This window comes from Bombella mellum (assembly GCF_014048465.1).
Classification (GTDB): Bacteria; Pseudomonadota; Alphaproteobacteria; order Acetobacterales; family Acetobacteraceae; genus Bombella; species Bombella mellum.
Map to the genome: position 1 here is coordinate 38,983 of NZ_PDLY01000007.1, position 25,158 is coordinate 64,140.

Annotated in this window: 25 protein-coding genes, 1 other RNA gene and 1 pseudogene; 9 read left to right on the top strand and 18 right to left on the bottom strand. The window is 63.2% G+C overall.

The window, feature by feature from the left end:
- Positions 1-11 precede the first annotated feature (11 nt).
- Positions 12-1,238, top strand: coding sequence for a lipid-A-disaccharide synthase (gene lpxB, locus CPA56_RS09235; RefSeq protein ID WP_182041729.1), 1,227 nt, complete (start codon positions 12-14; stop codon positions 1,236-1,238).
- 57 nt (positions 1,239-1,295) lie between these two features.
- On the opposite strand, the gene trpS is transcribed toward lpxB, so the two are convergent.
- The 16 genes and pseudogenes from trpS to CPA56_RS09315 all read right to left on the bottom strand — a co-directional run bounded on the left by trpS (position 1,296) and on the right by CPA56_RS09315 (position 19,238).
- Positions 1,296-2,285 carry a tryptophan--tRNA ligase gene (trpS, locus tag CPA56_RS09240; RefSeq protein ID WP_182041730.1) on the bottom strand — a complete coding sequence of 330 codons (990 nt, stop codon included), beginning with the start codon at positions 2,283-2,285 and terminating at the stop codon, positions 1,296-1,298.
- Positions 2,286-2,387: 102 nt separating this feature from the next.
- Entirely contained in the window at positions 2,388-2,879 is a 492-nt protein-coding gene (locus tag CPA56_RS09245) for an FKBP-type peptidyl-prolyl cis-trans isomerase (protein WP_407645684.1), read from the bottom strand.
- 89 nt (positions 2,880-2,968) lie between these two features.
- Positions 2,969-4,201, bottom strand: a complete 1,233-nt coding sequence (locus CPA56_RS09250; protein ID WP_182041732.1) for an argininosuccinate synthase — start codon at positions 4,199-4,201, stop codon at positions 2,969-2,971.
- Between the two features lie 111 nt (positions 4,202-4,312).
- On the bottom strand, positions 4,313-5,524 hold the full coding sequence (rlmN, locus tag CPA56_RS09255; protein ID WP_229707594.1) for a 23S rRNA (adenine(2503)-C(2))-methyltransferase RlmN: 1,212 nt from the start codon (positions 5,522-5,524) through the stop codon (positions 4,313-4,315).
- 74 nt (positions 5,525-5,598) lie between these two features.
- Entirely contained in the window at positions 5,599-6,354 is a 756-nt protein-coding gene (locus CPA56_RS09260; RefSeq protein ID WP_182041734.1) for a TlyA family RNA methyltransferase, read from the bottom strand.
- Complete coding sequence (gene dxs, locus CPA56_RS09265) at positions 6,354-8,312, bottom strand: 1-deoxy-D-xylulose-5-phosphate synthase (protein ID WP_182041735.1); 1,959 nt, start codon at positions 8,310-8,312, stop codon at positions 6,354-6,356. Before dxs ends, CPA56_RS09260 begins: the two co-directional genes overlap by 1 nt.
- A gap of 6 nt (positions 8,313-8,318) precedes the next feature.
- Complete coding sequence (locus CPA56_RS09270; protein WP_182041736.1) at positions 8,319-9,227, bottom strand: polyprenyl synthetase family protein; 909 nt, start codon at positions 9,225-9,227, stop codon at positions 8,319-8,321.
- 184 nt (positions 9,228-9,411) lie between these two features.
- Positions 9,412-9,654, bottom strand: a pseudogene (locus tag CPA56_RS09495) (exodeoxyribonuclease VII small subunit); the annotation flags it as partial.
- A 283-nt stretch (positions 9,655-9,937) separates the two neighbouring features.
- A complete protein-coding gene (locus CPA56_RS09280) occupies positions 9,938-11,332 on the bottom strand; it encodes a glycosyltransferase family 2 protein (RefSeq protein ID WP_182041738.1) in 1,395 nt (464 codons plus the stop codon).
- Between the two features lie 3 nt (positions 11,333-11,335).
- On the bottom strand, positions 11,336-13,138 hold the full coding sequence (gene lepA, locus CPA56_RS09285; RefSeq protein WP_182041739.1) for a translation elongation factor 4: 1,803 nt from the start codon (positions 13,136-13,138) through the stop codon (positions 11,336-11,338).
- A gap of 82 nt (positions 13,139-13,220) precedes the next feature.
- Complete coding sequence (locus tag CPA56_RS09290) at positions 13,221-14,189, bottom strand: peptidoglycan -binding protein (RefSeq protein WP_182041740.1); 969 nt, start codon at positions 14,187-14,189, stop codon at positions 13,221-13,223.
- A 2-nt stretch (positions 14,190-14,191) separates the two neighbouring features.
- Positions 14,192-15,811: a MotA/TolQ/ExbB proton channel family protein gene (locus CPA56_RS09295; RefSeq protein ID WP_182041741.1), complete on the bottom strand. Its 1,620-nt coding sequence runs from the start codon at positions 15,809-15,811 to the stop codon at positions 14,192-14,194.
- Positions 15,808-16,530, bottom strand: a complete 723-nt coding sequence (locus CPA56_RS09300; protein WP_182041742.1) for an OmpA family protein — start codon at positions 16,528-16,530, stop codon at positions 15,808-15,810. The genes CPA56_RS09295 and CPA56_RS09300 overlap by 4 nt, the downstream gene beginning before the upstream one ends.
- A gap of 98 nt (positions 16,531-16,628) precedes the next feature.
- A complete protein-coding gene (locus CPA56_RS09305) occupies positions 16,629-17,456 on the bottom strand; it encodes an inositol monophosphatase family protein (RefSeq protein WP_182041743.1) in 828 nt (275 codons plus the stop codon).
- Between the two features lie 2 nt (positions 17,457-17,458).
- Positions 17,459-18,025, bottom strand: a complete 567-nt coding sequence (efp, locus tag CPA56_RS09310) for an elongation factor P (protein WP_043557943.1) — start codon at positions 18,023-18,025, stop codon at positions 17,459-17,461.
- A gap of 148 nt (positions 18,026-18,173) precedes the next feature.
- Entirely contained in the window at positions 18,174-19,238 is a 1,065-nt protein-coding gene (locus tag CPA56_RS09315) for a lysine-2,3-aminomutase-like protein (RefSeq protein WP_182041744.1), read from the bottom strand.
- A 121-nt stretch (positions 19,239-19,359) separates the two neighbouring features.
- Here CPA56_RS09315 and epmA point away from each other — a divergent pair, with 121 nt between their 5' ends.
- From epmA to CPA56_RS09330, 3 genes are read left to right on the top strand one after another with little or no spacing between them, the layout of a single operon-like run.
- Positions 19,360-20,361, top strand: a complete 1,002-nt coding sequence (gene epmA, locus CPA56_RS09320) for an EF-P lysine aminoacylase EpmA (RefSeq protein WP_182041745.1) — start codon at positions 19,360-19,362, stop codon at positions 20,359-20,361.
- 13 nt (positions 20,362-20,374) lie between these two features.
- Positions 20,375-20,806, top strand: a complete 432-nt coding sequence (locus tag CPA56_RS09325; protein WP_407645683.1) for a hypothetical protein — start codon at positions 20,375-20,377, stop codon at positions 20,804-20,806.
- Positions 20,807-20,811: 5 nt separating this feature from the next.
- Positions 20,812-21,513 (top strand): hypothetical protein, encoded by a 702-nt coding sequence (locus tag CPA56_RS09330; protein ID WP_182041746.1) that lies wholly within the window; start codon positions 20,812-20,814, stop codon positions 21,511-21,513.
- A gap of 16 nt (positions 21,514-21,529) precedes the next feature.
- Here the strand turns inward: CPA56_RS09330 and CPA56_RS09335 are convergent, their stop codons facing one another.
- Together CPA56_RS09335 and CPA56_RS09340 are read right to left on the bottom strand one after the other, a co-directional pair.
- Positions 21,530-22,108: a thiamine phosphate synthase gene (locus CPA56_RS09335; protein WP_182041747.1), complete on the bottom strand. Its 579-nt coding sequence runs from the start codon at positions 22,106-22,108 to the stop codon at positions 21,530-21,532.
- Positions 22,109-22,157: 49 nt separating this feature from the next.
- Positions 22,158-22,529, bottom strand: a complete 372-nt coding sequence (locus CPA56_RS09340) for a hypothetical protein (RefSeq protein ID WP_182041748.1) — start codon at positions 22,527-22,529, stop codon at positions 22,158-22,160.
- 135 nt (positions 22,530-22,664) lie between these two features.
- On the opposite strand from CPA56_RS09340, the gene CPA56_RS09345 reads away from it, so the two are divergent.
- The 5 genes from CPA56_RS09345 (at position 22,665) to CPA56_RS09365 (ending at position 24,966) form a co-directional block, all read left to right on the top strand.
- Positions 22,665-22,904, top strand: a complete 240-nt coding sequence (locus CPA56_RS09345; RefSeq protein WP_182041749.1) for a hypothetical protein — start codon at positions 22,665-22,667, stop codon at positions 22,902-22,904.
- Positions 22,905-22,909: 5 nt separating this feature from the next.
- Positions 22,910-23,302 carry a cell division protein ZapA gene (locus CPA56_RS09350; protein ID WP_182041750.1) on the top strand — a complete coding sequence of 131 codons (393 nt, stop codon included), beginning with the start codon at positions 22,910-22,912 and terminating at the stop codon, positions 23,300-23,302.
- Positions 23,303-23,401: 99 nt separating this feature from the next.
- A non-coding RNA gene (ssrS, locus tag CPA56_RS09355) (6S RNA) lies at positions 23,402-23,561 on the top strand.
- 12 nt (positions 23,562-23,573) lie between these two features.
- Entirely contained in the window at positions 23,574-24,140 is a 567-nt protein-coding gene (locus tag CPA56_RS09360; RefSeq protein WP_182041751.1) for a 5-formyltetrahydrofolate cyclo-ligase, read from the top strand.
- Between the two features lie 10 nt (positions 24,141-24,150).
- Positions 24,151-24,966, top strand: coding sequence for a TIGR00282 family metallophosphoesterase (locus CPA56_RS09365; protein ID WP_182041752.1), 816 nt, complete (start codon positions 24,151-24,153; stop codon positions 24,964-24,966).
- The last annotated feature ends 192 nt before the right edge of the window (positions 24,967-25,158 follow it).

Here is a 25,158-nt window from a genome sequence, read left to right on the forward strand (position 1 = left end):
GAACTGATGTCATGGTGGATGCGGGTGCTCCTGTAGAAGGCGAGGTTCCCCTCCACCATCATGGTCGGGTGATCTGGATTCTTGCGGGAGAGCCGAGCGGGGACAGCATCGGGGCACGCCTGATGCAGGCCCTGCACCGCATTGATCCGACGCTGGTCTTTGCCGGTGTTGGCGGGGGGCGGATGGAAGCCCGGGGCCTGCGGAGCCTCTTCCCGATGGAGGACCTGACGGTCATGGGCTTCATGGAGGTCCTGCCCCGGCTGCGTCTGCTGTCCCAGCGTCTGCTGGAAGCCGAGCAGGACATCGTCCTGCGGCGGCCGGACATCGTCATCACCATAGACAGTCCCGGTTTTTCCTTCAGGCTCCTGCGGCGCATCCGCAAGCTGAAGGTCCGGCGGCTCCACTATGTGGCCCCGCAGGTCTGGGCCTGGCGGGAGAACCGGGTCAAGGGCTATCGGGGCCTGTGGGACCGACTTCTCTGCCTGTTCCCCTTCGAAGAGACATGGTTTGCCGAACGGGGGCTGCCGGAGGCCCGTTTCGTGGGGCATCCCATCCTTCAGTCCGGTGTGGCGCATGGGGAGGCGGAGCGTTTCCATAAGCGGCATGATCTCCGGCCAGACAGCCCCATCCTGATCCTCATGCCGGGTAGCCGGTCCTCCGAGGTTCCGAAGCTGCTGCCCGTGTTTGAGAAGACGCTTGCGATCCTTCATGAGCGTTTTTCCGATCTTCAGCCCGTGATTCCGGCCACGTCGGGCATGGCTCCGCTTGTGAAGAAGATGGTGCGGCACTGGGCCGTCCATCCCTCCATCCTGACAGACACGGAGGACAAGCACGACGCCATCCGGGCCGCTGACTGTGCCCTGACCAAGTCGGGCACGTCCATTCTGGAGCTGGCGATCGGGCGGGTGCCGATGGTCGTGACCTATCGGGTGAATCCGCTTTCAGCCCTTCTGGGGCGGCTTTTCCTGCGGCTGCCCTATGTCTCGATGATCAACATTCTGGCAGGGCGTGCCGTCGTTCCCGAACTGATACAGCATGACTGTACGCCGCAGAAGCTGGCCGACGAGATCAGCTCCCTGCTGACGGATGAGGCGAAACGCCGGGCACAGCAGGAGGCTTTCGGAAACGTTCTGGCAATGCTGGAGGCTCCGGGGGGGGATCTGCCTGCCGTATCGGCGGCGAAGCAGGTGCTGGAGCTGATGGACAGGCCCCTTTCCGAAATACGGTCTTTCTCATGAAAAAAGCCTGCCCCATAGAGGCAGGCTTTTTATTGGAGCAGGCAGGGAAGCTTCCACTCAGCGGAGGAAGCCGACCAGTTTTTCCGCTTCGCTCACGATGGGTTCCGAGACGGCCCGGGCCCGTTCGGCTCCCTGGCGCAGGACCTGCATGAGATGTGCCCTGTCTCCCATCAGGCGGCGGGTTTCATCCGCCACGGGGGCCAGCGTCTCGACCAGCAGGTCAGCCAGGGCCTGCTTGAAGGTGCCGAAGCCCTGCCCGGCAAACTGGCCCAGCACGTCGGCCAGTGTCCTGTCGGACATGGCGGCATAGATGGTCAGCAGGTTGCGGGCTTCCGGGCGGCCTTCCAGTCCGGCTTCCTCGGAGGGCAGAGGCTCGGCATCCGTACGGGCCTTGCGGATCTTCTGGGCGATGTCGTCTGCCGTGTCATTCAGGATGATGCGGCTCTGGGCGGACGGGTCGGACTTGGACATCTTCTTGCTGCCGTCCCGCAGGCTCATCACACGGGCGGCGTGAGGCGGAATGAGCGGCTCGATCTGCGGGAAGAACTCGACGCCCATATCGTGGTTGAATTTCTGGGCAATGTCATTGGCCAGCTCGAGATGCTGCCGCTGGTCATCACCAACAGGCACCCGTGTGGCGTGGAAGGCCAGAATGTCCGCCGCCATCAGGTTGGGATAGACATAGAGACCGGCGGAATGGTTCTCCCGGTTCTTGCCTGCCTTGTCCTTGAACTGCGTCATGCGGTTCAGCCAGCCCAGACGGGACACGCAGTTGAAGATCCAGCCGAGACGGGCATGGGCACTGACGGCGGACTGGTTGTACAGGCGGGTCGGGTCGATGCCGGAGGCCAGAAGGCAGGCGGTGGAGGCCAGTGTCTGCTCACGCAGGGCCTCCGGGGACCACAGCATGGTCAGGGAGTGCATGTCCACGAGGCAGAACAGGCAGTCATGGTCCTTCTGCAAGGTGACCCAGTTGCGGATGGCCCCGAGATAGTTGCCGAGATGGGGAATGCCTGTTGGCTGGATGCCTGAAAAAACACGCTGCATGAACATGGTCCTGACAGAAGGAAAAGACAAAACCGCCCCGCTCAGGCGTGAGGGGGCGGCAGGGTGCCCTGTCGGCAGGGCATGAGGGGGAGGAACGTGCCCTTATTGCAGGGAGTTGTCATCCTCGACACCCAGAAGCTGGATCTTGAAGATCAGCGGGCTGTTGGGCGGGATGATCCCCATGGACCGCTTGCCGTAACCCAGCTGTGGCGGGACATAGAGTTCCCACGTGTCACCGACACGCATCAGGGGCAGTCCTTCCATCCAGCCTTCGATGACACCATCAAGAGGCATTTCCATGTAGGCGGCCCCGGTGTGCATTTCCGAGGCATCAAAAATGCCTCCGTCCGGCAGGCGGCCTTCATAGATGACCATCATGGTGCCCCCCTTCTGCGGGTGGGGTGCATCCTTGGGGCCGGATTTCAGCACCTTGTAGGCCAGACCGTCAGGGAGCTTCTGGACCCCCGGCTGTTTGTAGACCTGATCCATGAACTGCTGGGGTGTCAGGTCCGGTTTCGGTTGGCCGCCACAGCCCGTCAGGCCGAGCAGACCAGCCAGCATACAGGCTGGCAGATAACGGAAGAGAGAACGCAGATGGGACATGGAGATGCCTCTTTGCAGACGGGGAGGAAGAGACAGACCCTGCCGGACCATCACGGACCGGCAGGGGAAACGGGACAGGCTCAGGGCGTGCCGCCACGGCGTCCCTTGTTGGCACCCAGCCGCAGCCGCAGGGCGTTCAGACGGATGAAGCCCTGTGCATCCACCTGGTTGTAGGCTCCTTCGTCGTCCTCGAAGGTCACGACACGGGCGTCATACAGGCTGTCGGGGCTTTCACGGCCCACGCAGATGACATTGCCCTTGTAGAGCTTCAGTCGCACACGACCATTGACGGACTTCTGGCTGCTGTCGATCAGGGCCTGAAGCATGTGACGCTCCGGGGAGAACCACAGGCCGTTATAGATCAGCTCGGCATAGCGGGGCATCAGGCTGTCCTTGAGGTGGGCAGCCTCACGGTCCAGCGTGATGGACTCCATGGAGCGATGAGCCTGAAGCAGAATGGTGCCGCCGGGCGTCTCGTAGATGCCACGGGACTTCATGCCGACGAAGCGGTTCTCCACGATGTCGAGACGGCCGATGCCGTTGGCCTTGCCCAGCTCGTTGAGGCGGGCCAGCAGACTGGCCGGGGAGAGGGCCTCACCATTGATGGCCACCGGGTCACCATGCTTGAAGTCGATGGTGATTTCGGTTGCCTTGTCCGGGGCGGCTTCCGGGGAGATGGTACGCTGGAAGACGATCTCGTCCGGCGGCAGGGAGGGATCCTCCAGAATCTTCCCTTCGGAGGAAGAGTGCAGCAGGTTGGCATCGACGGAGAACGGAGCCTCGCCCCGCTTGTCCTTGGTGACGGGAATCTGGTTCTTCTCGGCAAAGTCCAGCAGCTTGGTGCGGGAGGTCAGGTCCCATTCACGCCATGGGGCGATGACCTTCACATCCGGCTTCAGGGCATAATAGGCCAGCTCGAAGCGGACCTGATCGTTTCCCTTGCCTGTCGCACCATGCGCCACGGCGTCGGCACCGACGGCCTCGGCAATCTCGATCTGGCGTTTGGAGATCAGCGGGCGGGCGATGGAGGTGCCCAGCAGGTACTGGCCTTCATAAACCGTGTTGGCACGGAACATCGGGAAGACGTAATCCTTGACGAAGGTTTCCCGCAGGTCCTCGACAAAGATTTCCTTCACGCCAAGGGATTCAGCCTTGCGGCGTGCAGGCTCCAGCTCTTCCCCCTGACCGAGATCGGCCGTGAAGGTGACAACCTCGCAGCCATAATGCTCCTGAAGCCAGCGGAGAATGACGGACGTATCCAGCCCACCGGAATAGGCCAGAACGACTTTCTTGATGCCTGAGGCTTTGCTCATGATCGTTATATACCTCTGCTGAAAGACAGAACCAGATGTCGTTAAGTTATTATGGTCTTGTAACAGCTGTCAGACCATTGGGCCAGAGGCCCATAGCCGCAGGGGGAAGGCTCAGGCCTCGTTCCTGCGGGATTCGGCCTGCCGCTTCCGCTCGCTCTGTGTCTTGAGCTGCCCACAGGCAGCGAGGATGTCCTTGCCACGGGGCATGCGGATGGGGGCGGCATAACCGGCATCCATGACGATCTGGGCAAAGCTGGCCAGCCGCTCCCGTGTGGAGGGGCGGAAGTCCGATCCCGGCCATGGATTGAAGGGGATGAGATTGACCTTGGCAGGCAGGCCACGGATCAGCCGCACCAGCTCCCGGGCTTCGGCATCACTGTCATTCACGTCCCGGATCATGATGTATTCAAAGGTGATGCGGCGGGAATTGGAGGCGGCCGGATAGCGGTGGCAGGCGGCCATCAGCTCCTCGATCGGGTATTTCCGGTTCAGCGGCACGAGCTGGTCCCGCAGGTCGTTGCGGACGGCATGGAGGGAAATGGCCAGATTGATGCCCAGCTCGTCACCGCAGCGGTCCATCATGGGCACGACGCCGGAGGTGGAGAGCGTGATCCGGCGGCGGGAGAGGGCGATGCCTTCGCCATCCATGATGATCTTCATGGCCTTGGCGACGTTCTCATAATTGTAGAGCGGCTCTCCCATGCCCATCAGCACGATGGTGGAGAGCAGGCGGGGCGTGTCCCCCTTGGGGCTGGGCCATTCGCCATAGCTGTCCCGTGCCGCCATGAACTGCCCGACAATTTCGGCTGCTCCCAGATTGCGGACGAGCTTCTGCGTTCCCGTATGGCAGAAGGTACAGGACAGGGTGCAGCCCACCTGGGAGGAGATGCAGACGGCTCCACGGTCCTCCCGCCTGTCTGGAATATAGACGGTCTCTGCCTCCTGCCCGTCCCGGAAGCGGAAGAGGAACTTGCGCGTGTCGTCCTTGGATGTCTGCTGCGTCGTCAGGCTGGGGCGGCCGACAATGAAGTGCTTTTCCAGCTTGGCCTGCAAGGGCCTTGCGATGGTGGACATGCGGGAGAAGTCCGTCACGCCCTGATGATAGATCCAGTGCCAGAGCTGCTTGGCCCGGAAGGGCTTCTCGCCAATCTCGGTCAGGACTTCGGCCAGTTCTTCCCGGGAGAGGCCGACCAGCTCCCGGCGTCCATCCTCCGTGACCGGCGTTGGCGGTGCGAACAGGGCTGACTTGGCCTCGATGCGTTTGCGCTCGCTCTCGTTGAGGGCATTCACGGCATCGGAGGAAACGGGAGCTGAAGAAGGCATCGGATGTGTCATGGGGTGGCTATAGCATGGGAACCCGTTTCCGGGTCAGAAAAGTGAGGGGCGGGGGTTGGTGTTTACCCGATGGCGTCCTTGCGGGCGGCGATGAGGAACTCCCTGTTGCCTTCCGGCCCGGTGATCGGGCTGGGAACCAGGCCAAGGATGGTCCAGCCGGGGAGGCTGGCAAACCAGTCCCGGATTTCCTCGCAGACACGTTCATGCACGGCGGGGTCCCGCACGACCCCTTTGGGGCCGATGTCCGCCCGTCCTGCCTCGAACTGTGGCTTGATGAGGGCCACGGCCCAGGCACCATCTTTTGCCATGTCGAGGGCCGGGGCCAAAACGGTTTTCAGGCTGATGAAGCTGGCATCGCAGACGACGATGTCCGGAGCCTCGGGCACATGTCCGGCATTCAGGTGGCGGGCGTTGGTTTTCTCCAGCACCACCACGCGGTCATCGGAGCGTATCTTCCAGGCCAGCTGGCCGTGCCCGACATCCACGGCATAGACTTTTGCCGCTCCATTCTGGAGCAGCACATCGGTGAAGCCGCCCGTCGAGGCTCCGACATCCACGGCGATCTTTCCCTCCGTAGAGAGGGGGAAGTGTTCCAGCGCATGGGCCAGCTTCAGTCCGCCACGGGAGACCCAAGGATGATCCTGCCCTTTCAGGGTCAGGGGCATGTCTTCGGCGAGCTGATCTCCGGCTTTCTTGACGGGTCTATCACCATGCGGGCCGGCATAGACCAGCCCGGCCATGATGAGGGCCTGTGCCCGGCTGCGTGTTTCCACCAGCCCCCTGTCCACAAGGAGCTGGTCCGCACGGCGTTTGGCCATCAGGCCCCGACCTTGCCATCAAGTGCCTTGCGGGCCAGATCGGCGATGTGACGGGCGGTCAGGCCTGCTTCCTCGTACTGGGCCGCAGGGGTGTTGTGGTCGATCCATGTATCCGGCAGGGCCATGGGGCGGAAACGGACCTGATCGAGCAGGCCTGTTTCGGCCAGATGCTGCACCACCTGCGTGCTGAACCCACCCGGTGCGCCATCCTCGATGGTGATGAAGACCCTGTGCTGGCGGGCCAGGGATTCGATCAGCGCACTGTCAACGGGCTTGGCGAAGCGGGCATCGGCCACGGTGACGGCAATGCCATCCTCGGCCAGCGTCTCGGCGGCCTTCAGGGCCTCGTGCAGGCGGGGGCCGAGAGCCAGGATGGCCACGCCTTCCCCTTCGGAGGAGTGGACAATGCGGCCCTTGCCGATTTCCAGAATTTCCCCTTCATCAGGGAGCTTCTGGCCCAGACCGGCCCCGCGGGGGTAGCGCAGGGCGATTGGTCCGCTGTCATGCGCCCACGCCGTGGCCGTCATGTGAAGCAGCTCCACTTCGTCAGATGGGGCCATGACCGTCATGTTGGGCAGGCAGCAGAGATAGTTCAGGTCAAAGGACCCTGCATGGGTTGCGCCGTCAGCACCGACAAGCCCGGCCCGGTCCACGGCAAAGCGGACGGGCAGGTTCTGGAGGGCCACGTCGTGCATGACCTGGTCATAGGCCCGCTGGAGGAAGGTGGAGTAGATGGCGCAGAAGGGGCGCATCCCTTCGCTGGCGATCCCGGCGGCAAAGGTCACGGCGTGCTGCTCGGCAATGCCGACGTCAAAATAGCGGTCAGGATGCTGCTGGGCCATCTTGTCCAGCCCGGTGCCGGATGGCATGGCCGCCGTGATGGCGACGACCCTGTCATCCTGGTTGGCCCGGTGGAGCAGCTCACGGGAGAAAACGTCCGTGTAGGTGGGGGGACCGGCGGGGGCTTTCTGCTGCTTGCCGGTTTCCACGTCGAAGCGGGCGACGGCATGGTATTTGTCACCGGCGGCTTCGGCAGGCTTGTAGCCACGGCCTTTCTCGGTGATGACGTGCAGCAGGACGGGTCCCTTGTCCTCGGCATCCCGCAGGTTGCGGAGAATGGGGACGAGCTGGTGCATGTCATGCCCGTCCACCGGGCCGATGTAGTAGAAGCCCAGTTCCTCGAACAGCGTGCCACCGGTGATCATGCCACGGGCATATTCCTCGGCCCGCTTGGCCGTGCGCTCGATGCGGGAGGGCAGCCGCTTGGCCAGCTTGCCCGCCATATCCCGCAGGGTGAGGAAGCGGCGGGATGTCATCAGGCGGCTGAGATAGTTGGACATGGCCCCGACAGGCGGCGCAATGGACATCTCATTGTCATTCAGGATGACGATGAGCCGCTCCGCCCCCTTGCCGCCCATGGCCCCGGCATTGTTCATGGCTTCATAGGCCATGCCGGCGGAGATGGACCCGTCCCCGATGACGGAAATGACGTTCCGTTCCCGGTAGGAAGGATGGTCCTCCGCATAGAGGTGGTGGGCAACGGCCATGCCCAGTCCGGCGGAGATGGACGTGGAGGAATGGGCTGCGCCGAAGGGGTCGTAGGGGCTCTCGGACCGGCGGGTGAAGCCGGAGAGACCGCCCGGCTGGCGCAGCGTGCGGATCTGCTCACGGCGGCCGGTCAGGATCTTGTGCGGATAGGCCTGATGGCCGACATCCCAGATCACCCGGTCATCCGGCGTGTTGAACACCGCATGGAGGGCGACCGTCAGCTCGACCACGCCGAGGGAGGCACCCAGATGCCCTCCCGTGGTGGAAACCGCATTGATGGTCTCCGAGCGGAGTTCCTCTGCCAGGGTGGTGAGCTGCTCGATGGACAGGTTCTTCATGTCCGCCGGTACGCTCACCCGGTCCAGCAGAGGATAACGGCCCAGGGTAGGGATGGAGGAAGACGTGCTCATGGACAATCAGTTCCTGCGTTCAACGAAATAATCAGCGAGGGCACGGAGCGTATCCGCACGGGGACCGAAGGAGGAAAGGGACTGGCGGGCCTGTTCGCTCAGGCGCAGGGCCTCCTTGCGGGCACCCTCGATGCCAAGCAGCGAGACATAGTTGGACTTGCAGGCATCCTCATCCTTGCCTGCCGTCTTGCCGAGTTCTTCCGTGCTGGCCGTGGTGTCCAGAATGTCGTCAGCGACCTGGAAGGCCGTGCCGAGATCGGCCCCATAGCGGATGATGGCCTCACGGCGTGGGTCACCGGCCCTGAGGCCAGCCAGAATGGCCCCTGCCTCCGCCGCATAGCGGATGAGGGCACCGGTCTTCATGGCATGAAGGCGTCTGACCTTCTCGAGAGGCAGGGCCTTGCCTTCGCCCCGGATGTCGATGACCTGGCCGCCCACCATGCCCGCACTGCCGGAGGCACGGGCCAGTGCCAGTGCCAGCTCGGCCCGGATGGCGGGGTCCGCACTCGTGGCGTCTTCCAGCAGGACCTCGAAGGCACTGGTCTGGAGGGCGTCACCGGCCAGGATGGCGAAGGCCTCATTGAATTTCTTGTGGGTGGAGGGCTGCCCCCGGCGGAGGTCATCATCATCCATGGCAGGCAGGTCGTCATGGACGAGAGAATAGGCGTGCAGGAACTCGACGGAGGCGGCCACACGCAGGGCGGCCTCACGAGGTGCCCCGAACAGGGCGGCTGTTTCCAGCACGAGGAAGCCACGTAGACGCTTGCCGCCATTCAGGGCGGCGTAGCGCATGGCCTCGAGCAGCAGGGACTCATCACCCGGCACCAGCGGCAGGAGGGCATCGATGCTGGCTTCGATGTCACGACAGGCCTGACGTAGGGCTTCCTTGAGGGAGAGGGCAGGGCTGTCGGTCATTGAAAGGTCTCCTTGGTGGGGGGCTGGGTCATCTGTGGGCAGGGCGTCATCAGAACGGAATCCCGTCATCCAGCTCCGGGGAGGTCTGGCCTCCATTCTGGGGGGCGTGCCTGGTTCCGGTGGCGGCCCTGCGGCGGCGGGGTGCGGGTGTGGCCCTGTCTGCCGCCGTTCCCAGCTCCTCTTCGGAAAGGGAACCGTCAGCCTTCTGGACGATGGCCTTCACGCGCATTTCCGCCTCACCCAGACGCTTCTCACAGTGGCGGCGCAGGGCTGCTCCCCGCTCGTAGGCGGAGATGGCGTCTTCCAGCTTCATCTGGCCACTTTCCAGTCCACGCACGATCTGCTCAAGCTCGGCAAGAGCATTCTCGAAGGAAAGCTGATGGAGCGGTGTGGTCTGTGTCGTACGAGATGTCGTAGGGTCGGGCATGAACCATCCAGCCGGTGTCAGATCATGAAACTTACAGGGCATTACAGGGATACAGAGATTTTTTCCAGCCCTCATCCTGCCTGTTTGGAAAGATCACGGAGTGTCGCAAAGCTTTTCAGGTCACCGGCAACCCTCCCTGAAGGGTTCTGCCGGGGCCATCAGGATGTATCTGTCGTACGTTTTCTTTAAGACCTGCTACGCCCGATCACATAACAGAGAAAAGTGATGACAAGGTTAACGGTGATAGATGTGGCCTTACATGAGGGGGCGACCGGCCGTCCCGTCAGTGTTTCCAGTCGTGGAAAAGCCGGTGCAGCAGCGGCGTGAAGAGGGTGCTGGCTTCCTCGGCAGGGAGCTGGGCATACAGCGCACCGACCACGGAAGGTGAAATCCAGCGGCTCTTCCTTATGGCCTCATGCAGACCGGCCGCCGTGAGGCCGTGGACGGTGAAGTGCCGGAGGGCTTCTTCCATCGTGTCCGGCCTGAAGATGAGGGGAGTTTCTGCGGGAGCGAGGGTCAGGGGGTTGCCGTCAGGAAGGGGCAGCCCCGTCGGAAGAAGGACAAGTTTCACGGTACCGTCTTCCTGTTCCTGAACCCGTATGGGCAGGCAGTCCAGCAGGGTCGGGAAGTAGGTGGAGGCGGGAGCTCCTGCCGGGAGGTAGGGACGGCCCGAGGGCTGTTCCGTATGCAGCCAGGCCCGGGTCTTCATCTCGGGAAATGGATCATCAGGTCTGACGAGACAGAGGGGGATGAGGTTGCCGTCGGTCTCCATCTCTCTCGCCGAATAGAAGCCGAGCGTGCCAGCTTCCCTGTTCAGGGCCATCTTCCGGTCCTGGCGGTATAGATGGAACCGTCTGAAATGGTGGGCCGTTTCGGTAAGGGGGGCGGCAGATATGGGGGCCGGGGCCTGCCCGTTCTGTATGGCGTAACAGGCCCCCACGATCAACCCCTGCAGGATGTGGGCACTGATGTCCAGCGTCTGTGGCAGGAGGGCCTGCCCCTTGTCGAACCGCTGGTCATTACGGTCATAATAGCGGCGGGCCTGAGGAGTCTGGCTGCTGGCGGCAGCGTCATGCAGGATGCGGCCGGAACTCCAGTCCGGCGGAGACTGGATATGGGCAAAAGGGTCGGGCAGGCCCTGCCGGGCCGAAGGGCGGAAAAAGACCCTCGTCACCCGGCTGTCGGGAAAGGTCTCCGGGGCGTGGGTCAGGAAAAGGGCCCGTGGGTGGGCCATCTGACCGTCAAAATGCTGGTGGGTCCATCGTCCCAGGCCCGTCAGGCACCAGTTGACCGGGACATGGGTGGCCCGCTGGAAGGATTCCGGCCCCATGCGGGCGGCCATGCCGGTGAAGAAGCCGTTCACGGACCGGGAGCCGGGCAGGAAATACTCGTCCACGGCCAGCTGGATGATCCAGTCGAAATGCCGTCCTTCCTGCTGGATCATCCGCAGCTGGGCGTTGTGGTGGCGTTGCAGGCGGTCCGTTTCCTGCTGATCGGTGGCCAGAAGGCGGATGTCGTAGTTCCGGGCAGCCTGGGTCAGGATGTCCTGGCTGCCATCGGTGGAGTGGTCGTCACAGATGAGGAGAGCCGAGAAACCCGCTGCCACATGGTGGGCGATCCACCAGCCGAGCCTGTTTGCCTCATTGTGGATGCAGAGAAGGGCGGCTGTCCGAACCATGGGTCAGTCCATTTTCAGGGCGGCGAGGAAGGCACTCTGCGGTATCTCGACCTTGCCGAACTGCCTCATGCGTTTCTTGCCTTCCTTCTGCTTTTCCAGCAGCTTGCGTTTACGGGAAATGTCACCACCATAACATTTGGCCGTCACGTCCTTGGAGAGGGCACCCAGCGTCTCACGGGCGATCACCTTGGAGCCGATGGAGGCCTGAATGGCGATCTTGAAGAGCTGGCGGGGGATGAGGTCTTTCAGCTTGGCGCAGATGGCCCGGCCCCGTGTCTCGGCCACGGTACGGTGGGCGATGAAGGCCAGGGCATCCACCGGCTCGTGATTGACGAGGATGGAGATGCGGACCAGATCGCTCTCCTCGTAACCATCCATCTGATACTCGAAGGAGGCATAGCCCCGGGTGAGGGATTTCAGACGGTCATAGAAGTCGAAGACCACCTCGTTGAGGGGCAGGCGGTACACGACCATGGCCCGGTCCCCGACATAGGTCAGGTCGATCTGGACGCCACGACGTTCCGTGCAGAGGGTGAGGACGGACCCCAGATATTCGTCCCGCACGAGGATGGAGGCCTTGATCCACGGCTCTTCGATATAGTCGATCTTGCTGATCTCCGGCATGTCGGCCGGGTTGTGCAGCTCTTCGACCTCGCCGTTGTTCATGTGCATCTTGTACACGACGGAGGGAGCGGTGGCGATGAGGTCCAGATTGAACTCACGGGAGAGACGCTCCTGGATGATCTCCAGATGCAGCAGCCCGAGGAACCCGCAGCGGAACCCGAACCCGAGGGCGGCCGAGGTTTCCGCCTCGAAATGGAAGGAGGCGTCATTGAGCCGCAGCTTGCCGAGACTGGTGCGCAGCTTGTCGAAATCGTCCGCATCGACGGGGAAGAGGCCACACCAGACGACCGGTATGGAGGGCTTGAAGCCGGGCAGGGCCTTTTCCGCCGGGCGGTTGTCCAGCGTGATGGTGTCACCGACATTGCAGTCCGCCACGGTCTTGATGGCGGCATTGATGTAGCCCATCTCCCCCGGGCCGAGGGAGTCGACGGGCTGCATCTTGGGCAGGAACACGCCGACCTGATCGACATGATAGGTCGCCCCGGTCTGCATCATGCGGATCTTGTCGCCCCGCTTCAGGCGGCCTTCCTTGATGCGGACGAGAATGATGACGCCGAGATAGCTGTCATACCAGCTGTCCACCAGCAGCCCCTGAAGGGGAGCCTCGGCATCCCCCCTGGGGGCGGGCAGACGCTGGACGAGGGCTTCCAGCACGCCCTCGATGTTCAGGCCCGTCTTGGCACTGATCTCCACGGCATCATCCGCCGGGATGCCGACCACCTCCTCGATCTGGGCACGGACACGCTCCGGCTCGGCGGCCGGGAGGTCAATCTTGTTGAGGACGGGGACGATCTCATGGTTGGCATCAATCGCCTGATAGACGTTGGCCAGGGTCTGCGCTTCGACGCCCTGTGAGGCATCCACGACCAGCAGGGACCCTTCGCAGGCGGCGAGGGAACGGCTGACCTCATAGGCGAAGTCCACGTGGCCAGGCGTGTCCATGAGGTTGAGAGTATAGACGTTGCCATCCTTGGCCGGATAGGTCAGCCGGACGGTCTGGGCCTTGATGGTGATGCCCCGCTCCTGCTCCAGCTCCATGGAATCGAGAACCTGCCCCTTCATTTCACGGGCGGTCAGGGCACCGCAGGCTTCGATCAGCCGGTCCGCCAGTGTCGATTTGCCATGGTCGATATGGGCGATGATGGAGAAATTGCGGATGAGGTGAAGCGGTGTGTCGGTCATGACGCCCTAATTAGGTGATTCTGGAGGTTCTGTCAGCAGGGAGGCGGGGAGGGGCAGGCCTGTCCCGGCCCCTCCCGGTGGATCAACGGTCTGTCAGGCGGAATTCGATTCGCCTGTTGCGGGCCAGAGCCTCGGGACTCGTTCCGGTGTCCAGGGGCTGGTAGCCGGAGAAGGCCGTGGCGGCGATGTGATGCGGGTCTATCCCGTTGGCGATCAGCGTCTTGACGACGGTGATGGCACGGGCCGAGGACAGCTCCCAGTTGCTCGGGAAGGTCGAGCGGATGGGCTGGCGGTCCGCATGGCCATCGACACGCAGAATCCACGGCACGTCAGACGGAATGGTGGCCGCAACCTCCCGGAACGTGCGGGCCAGCGTGAGAATCTGCTTCTGCCCTGTCGGTGTGAGGGTTGCGCTGCCGCTGGGGAACAGGATCTCGGACTGGAAGACGAAGCGGTCCCCGACGACGGCAATGCCGGACTGGCCCTTCAGGATGTCCCGCAGCCTGCCAAAGAATTCGGACCGGTAACGCTGAAGCTGGTTGACCTTGTCGGCCAGGGCGATGTTGAGTTTCTGCCCCAGCTCGGAGATGCGGGCATCCTTGTCCGCCTCATTCTTCTTTTCCATGTCCAGCGTGGAGGAGATGGCCTGAAGCTGGCGGGTCAGCTCCGTGACCTGTGAGGACAGGTCGGCGATGCTGCCAAGCTGTGCGCCTTCAATTTCCTTCGCATGATTCTGGGCATCATCCAGCTGGTGCTGCCTGTCATCCAGCTGACTCCGGAGCGAGGAGACCAGGGCACGCTGTTCCTGTTCGGCACTGCTAAGCGTTTTCACCCGGGCCTCACTGAGGGACAGCATGTTGCTGAGATGGCTGAGTTCCCCTTTCAGGCTTTCCAGCGCATGTTCCCTCTGGGTGACGGCGGCGGAGAGGAATTCCTGCCCCAGCACGAAGACGAGCAGCACGAAGGTGACCACCATCAGCAGGGAGGAGAGGGCGTCCACATAGCCCGGCCAGGCGTTGATCGCACCGGAACGATGGCGGCGGCGGGCCATGGTCAGCCCTCCTCACGCCGTACGGCGTGGGCTGGCTTTTCCTCCCTGGCCAGCCTGACGATGTCCTGACGTAGGCCGAGCAGCTGCCGGTCCATGTCCTGGAGAAGCTGCGTGACGGCCGGGTCTTCAAAATGACGCTGGCTCACGCTCCGGCTCAGGGACTGCATGGCCTGCACCGTCGCCTGGCTCCCTTCCTCCAGCCGCAGGAGGGTCGCCTGGAGGTGGGAGAGGTCTGGTGTCCTGTCATGGTCGCGGCGAAGATGGTCGCTGATTTCCGTCAGCCTCTCGATGATGGTGGCCCGCTGGCTTTCACGGATGGACGCATCCTCACGGCTGTGACGGAGATTCTCGCTGATCTCCGTCAGGCTGTCGATGATGGCGGCCTGTTCCTCGACGATGCTTTCATCGGTGCGGAGATGGTCGCTGATTTCCGTCAGCTTGCGGATGATGGCGGCCTGGCCCTTGCGGAGCTCCTCATCTTGGGACGGGGCCGCCGTCTCACGGTGGTGGAGCAGGGACTCGCTGATCCGTGTCAGTCTTTCCATGAGGGACCCCTGTCCTTCACGGAGGGTGGTGGCCGGGGAGGCTGCCGCCTGGTTCTTCTGGAGCAGGGTGCTGATGTCCGTCAGCCTGTCGAGAATGGCCGTCTGACCCTTGTGCAGGAGTGTGTCTCCCTGATGGGTGGAGGCTCCTCCGAGCTTGTGGATGCTGTCATTCAGCGTACGCAGCCCGAGGGCGACCCTGGCGTTGTTTTCCTCACTGGCCTCCATGATGCGGCGCAGCATCGTGATGTTCTGCTGGAGCAGGGCGACATTTTCCGTCGTGAGCCGCATGAAGTCCTGCACCCGTGGCAGCCAGGCACCCATGGCGGCACTGTCCTCCTGCGGGAGAGAAGAGCTTTCACCGGCCTCTCCCTGAGGCGCATCAAGGAAGGTCTGGTCGGCCAGCCACTCCTCGATCTCATTGGCGAAGCGGTTCTGTGCCTGCCCGGATGTCAGGTCGAGGAAACCGAGGATGAGCGATCCGGCCAGACCGAACATGGAGGCCGAGAAGGCCGTGGACATGCCGCCCAGGGGTTTGACCAGCCCGCCCTTGATGTGGTCGAACATGGCGGTCAGGTCGGACCCGCCGGAGGGCATGGCACTGATGACATCAGCTACGGAGCGTACGGTCAGGATCAGCCCGTAGAACGTTCCAAGGAGACCGAGAAATACGAGAAGCTGCGTGATGTAGCGGGAAATCTCGCGCCCTTCGTCCATGCGGGCCTCGAGGCTTTCCAGCATGGCCCGTGTGGTCTGGGTGGAGAAGGTGGGCGGAGGATTCTGGTCACGCCGGGCACGGAGGACACGGGCCATGGGGGAGAGAAGGCGGGGAGGTTCCGGCACCTTCAGTCCGGCCCGTGGCTGCTTCAGTATGTTGACCCAGCGGACTTCCGGGAAGAGGCGGATGGTCAGATGGATGTTCCACAGGATGCCAAGCAGCAGGATGGCGATGATGACGCCATCCAGCCCCGGATTGACCATGAAGGCATGGACCAGCACACCCCGCAGGGAGAAGGCCAGCCCCAGGATGATCAGGAGAAAGACGATGATACGGACGAGATAGCGTGTCGGGCGTGTCATGGTGCCGTGTTTCCTTGTTCAGGGGCGTCTGAAGGGGCCGGGTTGGCTTCCGGGAGGATGTCCAGCCGGTCCGCCGGTGCCGTGTCGGTGCTGTCCGGTCGGCCTTGGGCAATGGGATAGATGCGTGTCGTGGCGATGCCCGCCTGCACCAGCAGGCTGCGCACGGCCAGGGCACGGGACAGGGCCAGCCGACGGGGCATGGAAACATCATTGCCCGGCACTGTGGCATAACTGCGGAGGATGAGGCGTGTGTCCACCCGTGGCACCATGCCTTCCGCATAATGGCGGATGGCGTCCAGTGTGGTGGCGTTCATGGTGGTCCCGTTCGTGTCGAAGAGGACCCGCAGGGCGTCCGGTTCCAAAGGTTCCGTCCGGCTGTGGCTGTCCTTTTCAGGCTGGACCACGGCGGCGGGAACCGGCGGATGCAGGACGACCGGGAAATCGGGAGGCGTGATGACGGCGGGCTTCGGTGCCTCGGCCGGAATGTTGGGAACCCGCGTGTAGCCCGGTGGCGTGGGCGGCGGCGGGGGTGTCGTGTCACGATGGACCGGAGCGGCGGCCTGGCTGTGCCGGACGGTCTGATGGGGTGTCCCGTCTGGTGCGGCCTCGGGAAGGGCATCCAGATTGGTGGAGACCTGCGCCCATGCGACGGGAGCCGCAGGCCCCGCCAGAAGAGGCGCAGCAAGCAGGAAGGAGAGAAAAGCTGACCGGTTCTTCATGTCTGCATCCTAGGCGGGGGAGCTGCATCCTGCAATCTTTATGGCATCACCTTGCCGTTGAGGAGGCAGCTCCCTGTCCCTGCTGGAGAGGCGGGGCGTCAGTCCTGTGTGAGGGCGTTGTGCACCAGTTCACGCAGGGGGGCATGGAAGTGCTGGTTGCCAGCGACGACATGCACGTCATCATCAAGGGCACCGAGATCATTGCCCTGGACATCCGTCGCATGGCCACCGGCCTCACGCACCAGCAGCAGACCTGCGGCACAGTCCCACGGCTTCAGGCCCAGTTCCCAGTAGCCCTCGTAGCGGCCGGCGGCCAGCCAGGCGAGGTCCAGTGCGGCGGCCCCGCAGCGGCGGATGCCGGCGACCTTGGGCATGAGGCTGCCCAGCACCCGGCCGAAAGGCAGGCGGTACTGGGCAGGCACCTTGGCGAAAGGAATCCCCGTGGCGAACATGGCTTCCGAGAGCTTGCGCCGGGCGGAGACACGGATGCGCCGGTCATTGAGGAAGGCACCGACACCTTTTTCCGCCCAGAACATCTCATGGGAGGCCGGGTTGTAGACGAGGGCGGCCACCAGCTCGACGTCCCCATTCGGATGGCGACGCTGGAGGGCGATGGAAATGGCCCAGTGCGGAATGCCGTGGAGGAAGTTGGAGGTGCCGTCCAGCGGGTCGACAATCCAGCGCCACGTCCAGTTGTCACCGCCGGAGGCCCCGCTCTCTTCCATCAGGAAGGCATAGCCGGGACGGGCACGGGCGAGCTCCTCACGGATGGTCTTCTCGGCCCGCATGTCGGCCTGGGAGACGAAGTCTCCCGGACCCTTGATGCTGACCTGGAGCTGCTCGACCTCGGCAAAGTCACGCAGGAGGGACCGCGCCGCTTTCTGCGCGGTATTCTGCATGACGGCCATATGGGGAGAAAGACGCATGATCAGTCCTTGGCACGCTCGACGTAGGTGGCGTCTTCCGTGCGGACGACAATGCGCTCACCGGCCTCGATGAAAGGAGGCACCATCACTTTCACGCCGTTGGAGAGCACGGCAGGCTTGTAGGAGGAGCTGGCCGTCTGGCCCTTGACGACCGGGTCTGCCTCGGCAATCTCCAGCGTGACCTGCGGCGGCAGGGTGACGGCCACCGGGTCGCCCTCGACCAGCTTGACGCTGATGGTCATGTTGTCCTGAAGGAAGGGGAGCTGATCGCCAAGGATGTCCTTCGGCAGCATGGTCTGCTCGAACGTCTCGGGGTCCATGAGGACGATGTTGTCGCCATCCATGTAGGAATAGATGTAGTCGTTGTCCTCTGTGACAAGACGCTCGACGGTGTCGGCCGTACGCCAGCGTTCGTTGCTCTTGTTGCCGCTGGCGAGGTCGCGCATTTCCACCTGGATGAAGGCACCGCCCTTGCCGGGGGTCAGGATCTGCTGCTTGAGGACGGTCCAGCGGCGGCCGTTATGTTCGATGACCTGCCCGGCCCGGATGAGGTTGGCTTGCTGTTTCATGTCAGCTCCTGATGTACATGCAAAAGATCGGGTGTTGCTCAAGGCTTCTGGCCATGCAGGCAGGGCAGAAGCAGGAAACTCTCGGATGAAGTTCAGGGAGACTTCTAGCCGTGTCGGTGGGGCGGGCGCAAGCTCCCTTCTGTACGCTCTAGGTAAAAGGATAAGGCTTTCCATCCGGTCCCCGTGCCTGCGATGAGCTGGAGCTTTTACCGGCCGGGGTGGAGACGAGATAATCCGGCCCGAGTGGGACCTTGCCTTTCCCGCCCGGTATGTCCACGACATAGGTCGGCCAGACCAGCCCGGAGACCCGGCCCCGCAGGCTTTCCAGCAGGGCACGGCCTTCCTCCACCGGGACATGGAAATGCGCCGTGCCGGGGGCGGAATCGAGGTGATGCAGATAATAGGGCTTGATGCGGGCGGCGATCAGGGCACGGAGGAGGGCCTCCAGCGATTCCGTCGTGTCATTCACGCCTCGCAGCAGGACGGACTGGGACAGGACGGGGATGCCCCGGCCCAGCATCTGCCGGACGGCCAGACGAGCCTCGTCCGTCAGCTCCCGGGCATGGTTGATGTGGGCGACCATCCAGAGGGCACGGTCGGTCTCCATGGCGTCGAGAAGCTCCGTGGTCAGGCGTTCCGGGGCGGCGACGGGAACACGGCTGTGGATGCGGATGATGTCGATGTGACTGATCGAGGACAGACGCTGGATGATGTGCCGCATCCGCCGGGGGGAGAGCATCAGCGGGTCGCCCCCGGTCAGGATGATTTCCCGTATCTGCGGATGTGTCTCTATCCAGTGGAAGGCGGTTTCCAGAGCCTCTTTCCCTAGCAGACCGCCATCAGGCCCCACATGTTCCCGCCGGAAGCAGAAGCGGCAGTAGAGCGGACAGACCAGCAGAGGCTTGAGCAGGGCCCTGTCCTCATAGCGATGGACGATGCCGGGAACGGGGGAGAGGGCCTCATCACCGATCGGGTCTTCGCTTTCATGGGGCATGGTCCGCAGTTCCCGGGCGTCGGGAACGACCTGCCGGGCGATCGGATCATCCGGGCTGGTGATGAGCCGTTGGAAGGCGGGGGGAATGGCCGTGGCGTAACGCCTGGCCACCTCCTCGAGGGCCGAGGCCTGTTCCGGCGTGATGAGCTTCGCCTCGAGAAGCGACTGTGTGCTGCGGAGGGTTCTGCCTGACAGGGAGGATGAGGCGGTATCGTGCATGAGGCTGCTCTAGCGAAAGGCTGTGTCCCCCTGCAAGAAAACTCTGCCTATGGTGCCGTGTGGGGCCTCTGGCCTATAGGGTGGGGACGGCATAGCCGGATGAGGGTGGAAGGAAACGGTCATGGAGAGTTCCAGCGCAATACAGACGACAGACCGGATACGGGAGCGGCTGCCCCTGCTGCGCCGGCGTGCCCGGATGGTGCAGGCGGTGCGGGCCTTCTTTGAGGGCAGGGGGTATCTGGAGGTCGAGACACCCTATGCCGTTCAGGCACCGGGGGAGGAGGTGCATCTGCGCTGTTTCCGCACGGTTCTGGAACGTCCTGATGGTACGGACGAGGTCCGCTACCTTCATACCAGCCCTGAATTTGCCATGAAGCGTCTGGTGGCGGCCACGGGGCAGCCCCTGTTCCAGCTGGCCCGTGTCTGGCGCAACGGGGAGCGGAGTGCGACCCACATGCCGGAATTCACCATGCTGGAATGGTACCGCCCCGGTGCCGGGCTGTCGTCCCTCATGGATGAGACGGAGGACCTGCTGCGCCGTGTCCTGCCGCCCCGTCTCACACACGGGGATGTCGTTCTGGAGCTGGACCGGCCTTTTGAACGCCTGACGATGCAGGAGGCCTTTGTCCGTCATGTCGGGGTGGACCTGCTGGCCAGTGCCGGGGATGCCGACCGTCTGGCCCGTGAGGCCGGGGTGCTGCTGCGGGAGGGAGAAAGCTGGGAAGACCTGTTCTTCCGCCTGCTTCTGGAAAGGATCGAGCCGCACATAGGGCGGGAGCGACCGACCTTCCTGACACACTGGCCCGCTGCACAGGCGGCACTGGCGAAGCGTGACCCGGCTGATCCACGGGTGGCCCTGCGGTTCGAGCTGTATGCCGCCGGGCTGGAGCTGGCCAATGCCTTCGAGGAGCTGACGGACCCGCAGGAGCAGCGTCAGCGTTTTGAAGCGGACCGGGCACGGCGGATGCAGATCACGCCGGAACAGGACTGGCCGCTGGATGAGGGGTTTCTTGCCGCTCTGGCGGACATGCCGCCGACCTCCGGCATTGCGCTGGGCTTTGACAGGCTCGTGATGCTGGCGACGGGTGCCCCTCGTCTTGAGGCGATTCTTTGGCTAAGCTGAGGCGGCAGCCCTGATGATGGGCTGTGCGGTCGATGAGCGGGAGGAAGGCATGAGACGCTACTCGGATGGTCCGGGCATGTGGACGAAGGGGATGGTTCTTGGAGCCGTGATGCTGCTGGCAGGGTGTTCCGCACCGGCACTCCAGCAGCCGGGAGTGCTGAACGGCATGGTCGGACAGTCCACCGTGGACGTGCTGAGGCGTTTTGGCGTGCCGACCCGCACTTACGATGCACAGGGACATAACTTCCTTTCCTACATTGAGACGGAGACGCAGTATTCCCCCGGCTATTCCAGCTGGGACTGGGGCTGGGGAAGCGGTTATGGATATGGTGGCTGGGGAGGGATCAATATTCCGCCGAGCTATTACAGCTCCACCTGCCAGACGACGTTTGAGGTGGTGTCGGACAGGGTTGTGGGATGGAAAATGTACGGGGGTGGGTGTTGAGTCTGGTGGATCGGTGTCGTGGCGGGCTGTCCCTGCCTGTGATGGTCAGTGTGGCCTGTGTGGCCCTGTCGGCTCTGGCCGGGTGCCGGAGTGGCCCCCCGGAACGGCAGGACCCGGTGTCCGTGCGTGGGTCCACCCGGGCGGAGATTCTGCCCGAGGCGAAGAGCATTCAGGACAAGTATAAGCCGGAGCCGCTGGGCGCGCCGCCCAATCCGAGGGTCAAGTATCATGTGCCGCCGGTTCCGTCCTATGAGGACAGACCCCTGAGTGACAACATCTGCGGTGCCATCGAGCTGGCCGATTTCGAGGCTGCCGTCATACGGGCCGGTTACTGGCCCTACCTGACGGGCGACCGGGAATATACCGTGCTGGCCGTGCCGAATGGGCCGTTCGAGGCCTACAAGCATCAGGCCGTGCCTGACCTCATGCGGCCTTCAGGTCATGAGTTCCTCAAGGGGTTCGTGGGGCAGATGATCCTCGTGGGGCATTGGGACCTGCCGGCCATCCAGCGGAAGGCCGCCCGGAGAGGGGGCAGCATACAGGTGCCGACACTCGCCGGGCCGGGTCATGACGTCGTCCTGAGACCCACCGCTTTCGGCAACGTGGAGGTCGTTGGCAAGGATGGTACGGTGACGCTGGTGGGGAACAGCTATCCGCAGTCCAACGGTGTCCTGTACGTCACGGATTCGATTCTGCCGTATCAGTGAGGGGCGTGTCGTCCGTTCAGGAAAGGGCGGCACTCACGGCGGAGAAGCGGGCCACGGCATCAGCTGCCGGGTCCATCGTGATGGCGAGGAAATCGGCTCCTGCCTGTGAGGCTGCCCTGGCTTCCTCTGCCGTGCAGACATGCTCCGCCACGGAGGGAAGCTCCGCAAAAAGGTTCCATTGTGTCAGGGCTGGCAGTGCGGCGGCCGGGAGACTGACATAGTCGGCCCCATGCTCTCCTGCCAGCATGGCATCATCCAGCGTCAGGCATGTGCAGCCGATCTGGAGAGTTTTTGGCCTGTCTTTCCTGCTGGCGAATGGGCGGACATCGGAAAGGGTGGAGAGATGGACGCCGTCGATCTCGTCCAGCGGGATGTCCCGCAGCAGGCGCAGGTCGGCAGGGGCGAGAATCAGGGCGACGTCATGTTTCCAGACCATCTGGCGGACTGTGTCGAGCTGGTGCTTTTTCACGGGCGTGTCGAGGCAGAGCCGCAGTGCGGTGACGGCCTCTCCGGCCAGCAGGGGAGGGAGCTGCTCCTGAAGCTCGTCCAGAGCCTGAAGCGAGGGAATGACAGGGTAGAGGTCACAGTGATTCATGACTGCCAGATGTGGCAGATTGCGGCATCCTTGACCAGTCCTTCATGCCTCACGTGATTTTCAGTGCCAGAATGTCCTCACAGGGTGGACGGTCGGGGAAGAGGCGGTGTTTCATGGTGGCGGGCAGTCCCGCCCGGAAGTCACGGCATATGACGCCTGCCACGCCTTCATAGAGGGCTTTCAGGGCCAGGGAGGCACTGGCCCCACAGTCCAGTATGGAAGGGAGGTCGGTCTTTTCGGTCAGGTGCAGCCACCAGTCCAGCCCCAGACTGGCCCCGGCATGGAGGGGCGACACGGGCGTGAAGGGATGCCCGCCAAAATGCTGGCAGGCTAGGGTGAGAACCTGACGGGTGGAAATGGTGACGAAGGGCTGGGGGAAGGGCGGCAAAAAGACGCTTGACGCCCGATGAGGATAGGTCATTCTGGTCTCATGCGGGAAAAGTGGTCATGTGCCCGTATGGGGCACATGACGGTGTGTCATGATGTCGTGACAGGGCACCGGACGGTGCATCATAGGTCATGAAAGCAGGTATGTCAGTGCAGGAGGGGATGCTAGATGAATACCGTGCAGAAAAATCCGGACCTTGAACGGCTGGAGATTGCTCTGGTCCAGCTGGGTTTTGCCCTGGAACAGCAGGAGATTCAGGCCGAATCTGAACGGACCCGGCAGAAGGAGATGAAGAACGCCCTGCTGGCCCGGATTGATGCGCTTGAAGCCCGGCTGCGTGAGCTGCTCGACATGGGGGCGGACAAGGGCGAGGGCACGGCTTCTTCCGAAACGCAGGAGGGACGATAAGGATCATGGCGCAGGTAACGCTTTCGGTTGGTGGTCTCAATTACACGGTCGGCTGCCAGGATGGTGAGGAGGCTCATCTGAGAGAGCTGGCCGCCTCAATCTCAAAACGCCTTGAGGAGGTGCGCCGGACCCTGGGGCCCCGGGGTGATGGTGAGGCCCTGTTCATGGTCGCCCTGCTCATGGCGGATGATCTTTTCGAGGCCCGCAAGAAGCACATGACGGAGGAGGAGCGGGCACTGGTGGAGCGGAGCCGTCAGATCGAGGCCTCCTACCGGCAGACGGCCGGGCGGCTCGCCGATGCGGCGGACATAGCGGGCAGCCTGTTGCAGCGGGTGGAAGAGGGCCTCAAATCATCAGAGAGCCGGGACGCTTCGGGCAGCAGGACAGCCCGGAGCTGATCGTTGCCCGTCTGGCGGCGGTGTCTGTTATCAGGAATACCAGCAGGAAAAAGGCCGCCCGGTGCTTGTCTATCATCGGGCGCAGGTGCAATATGATGGCCGAAGCTGCCTGGCGCGTCAGGCACGATCAACCTCTGGGCCGATAAGCACTTCCAAGGGAACTGGCTCTGTCGTGGCTGTGGTCACGTTATTACCGGTGCCCACCTGCCCTAGCAGGTCCGGGAGGGCTGATGAGACCAACGGCCAAGGCGGCTTCACTAGTACGGATTTTATGGCTAAGACCGTTCCCTCGCCCGATCAGGACAAGAAGCTCATCCGGCAGGAGATTCTGGCCTCCCGCCGTCCCGTCATGCCACGGCAGAACCGTCAGGTGGCTGAAAATCTTCTCAGGGTGATCCATCAGCTTCGTCCGTCCGTCGTGGCGGCTGTCTGGCCTCTGCCCGGGGAGGTGGACCTGCGGCCGCTATGCAGGCAGCTCGTGCGGGCCGGATATCAGGTTGTACTGCCGGAAACTCCGCCCAAGGGGCAGCCTCTCCTGTTCCGTCAGTGGCGGGAGAGGATGCCGATGAAAGTCGGCCGGTTTGGTACCTGCCATCCCTCGGGTGCACGGAAAGTGCCGGATGTCATACTGATCCCTCTGGTGGCTTTCGACCGGCACGGGGGACGGCTTGGCTATGGCGGTGGCTATTACGACCGGACATTGCCGCTTCACCCGCAGGCTGCCCTGATCGGGTATGGCCTTTCCTCTCAGGAGAGGGACGGCCTGCCGATGGATGGACATGACCACCGGCTGCCGGTCATCGTGACGGAACGTGAGATCATTCACACGGAAGAATGAAGGATAGATTTTGAGACTGTTATTTCTGGGAGACATCGTTGGCCGCAGTGGGCGGGAAGCCGTTCTGGCCGGGCTGAAGGACTGGCGGGAGCGGCTGTCGCTGGACATGGTCGTGGCCAATGCGGAGAACGCCTCTCATGGTTTCGGCCTCTCTCCCCAGATTGCGCGGGACCTTCTGGATGGTGGCGTGGATGCCATCACGTTGGGCAATCACGCCTGGGACAGGAAGGACCTCATCGGTCAGCTCGACCAGCTTCCGGCCGTTGTCCGCCCGGCCAACTATCCTGAGGGCACTCCGGGGCATGGAAGCTGTGTCGTCACCCTGCCCTGTGGGCGTAAGGTTCTGGTCATCAATGTGATGGGGCGTGTCTTCATGGATGCGCTGGATGACCCGTTCAGGGCGGTGGAGACGATTCTCTCCCGTCATCGTCTTGGTGGGACCGTTCATGCGGCGGTGCTGGATGTCCATGCGGAAACGACCAGTGAGAAAATGGGCTTCGGTCATCTGTATGATGGCCGGGTGTCGCTTGTCGTGGGGACGCACACGCATGTTCCGACTGCCGATCATCGTATCCTCAAGGGGGGGACTGCCTATCAGACTGATGCGGGCATGTGCGGGGATTATGACAGCGTGATCGGCATGGAGAAGGAAAATGCCATCCGCAAGATGCTCAAGAAAGTTCCGACGGAGCGGTTCCAGCCTGCCGGGGGGAAGGCGACCGTGTCCGGCCTGATGGTGGAAACGGATGATGCCACGGGGCTGGCCATCAGGGTCTGTCCGTTCCGTCAGGGGGGTGATCTTCTGCCGTCCATGCCGGACTTCTGAGTGGGAGGGGATTCCCTTGGGGCAGGGGCCGGGTCGGCAGACCCGGCCCCTGCCGTTTCTGGGGTTTTCTCACTGGTGATTAAAGTTTTTTGAAATTTTTCATTTTTTGGGGTTGTGTGGTCAGGGGGATCTGCGTATAAGCCCATTCACCGGCGGCGCTGGGGCGGGAGTTCTGGGGCGGCTGGGGTGATC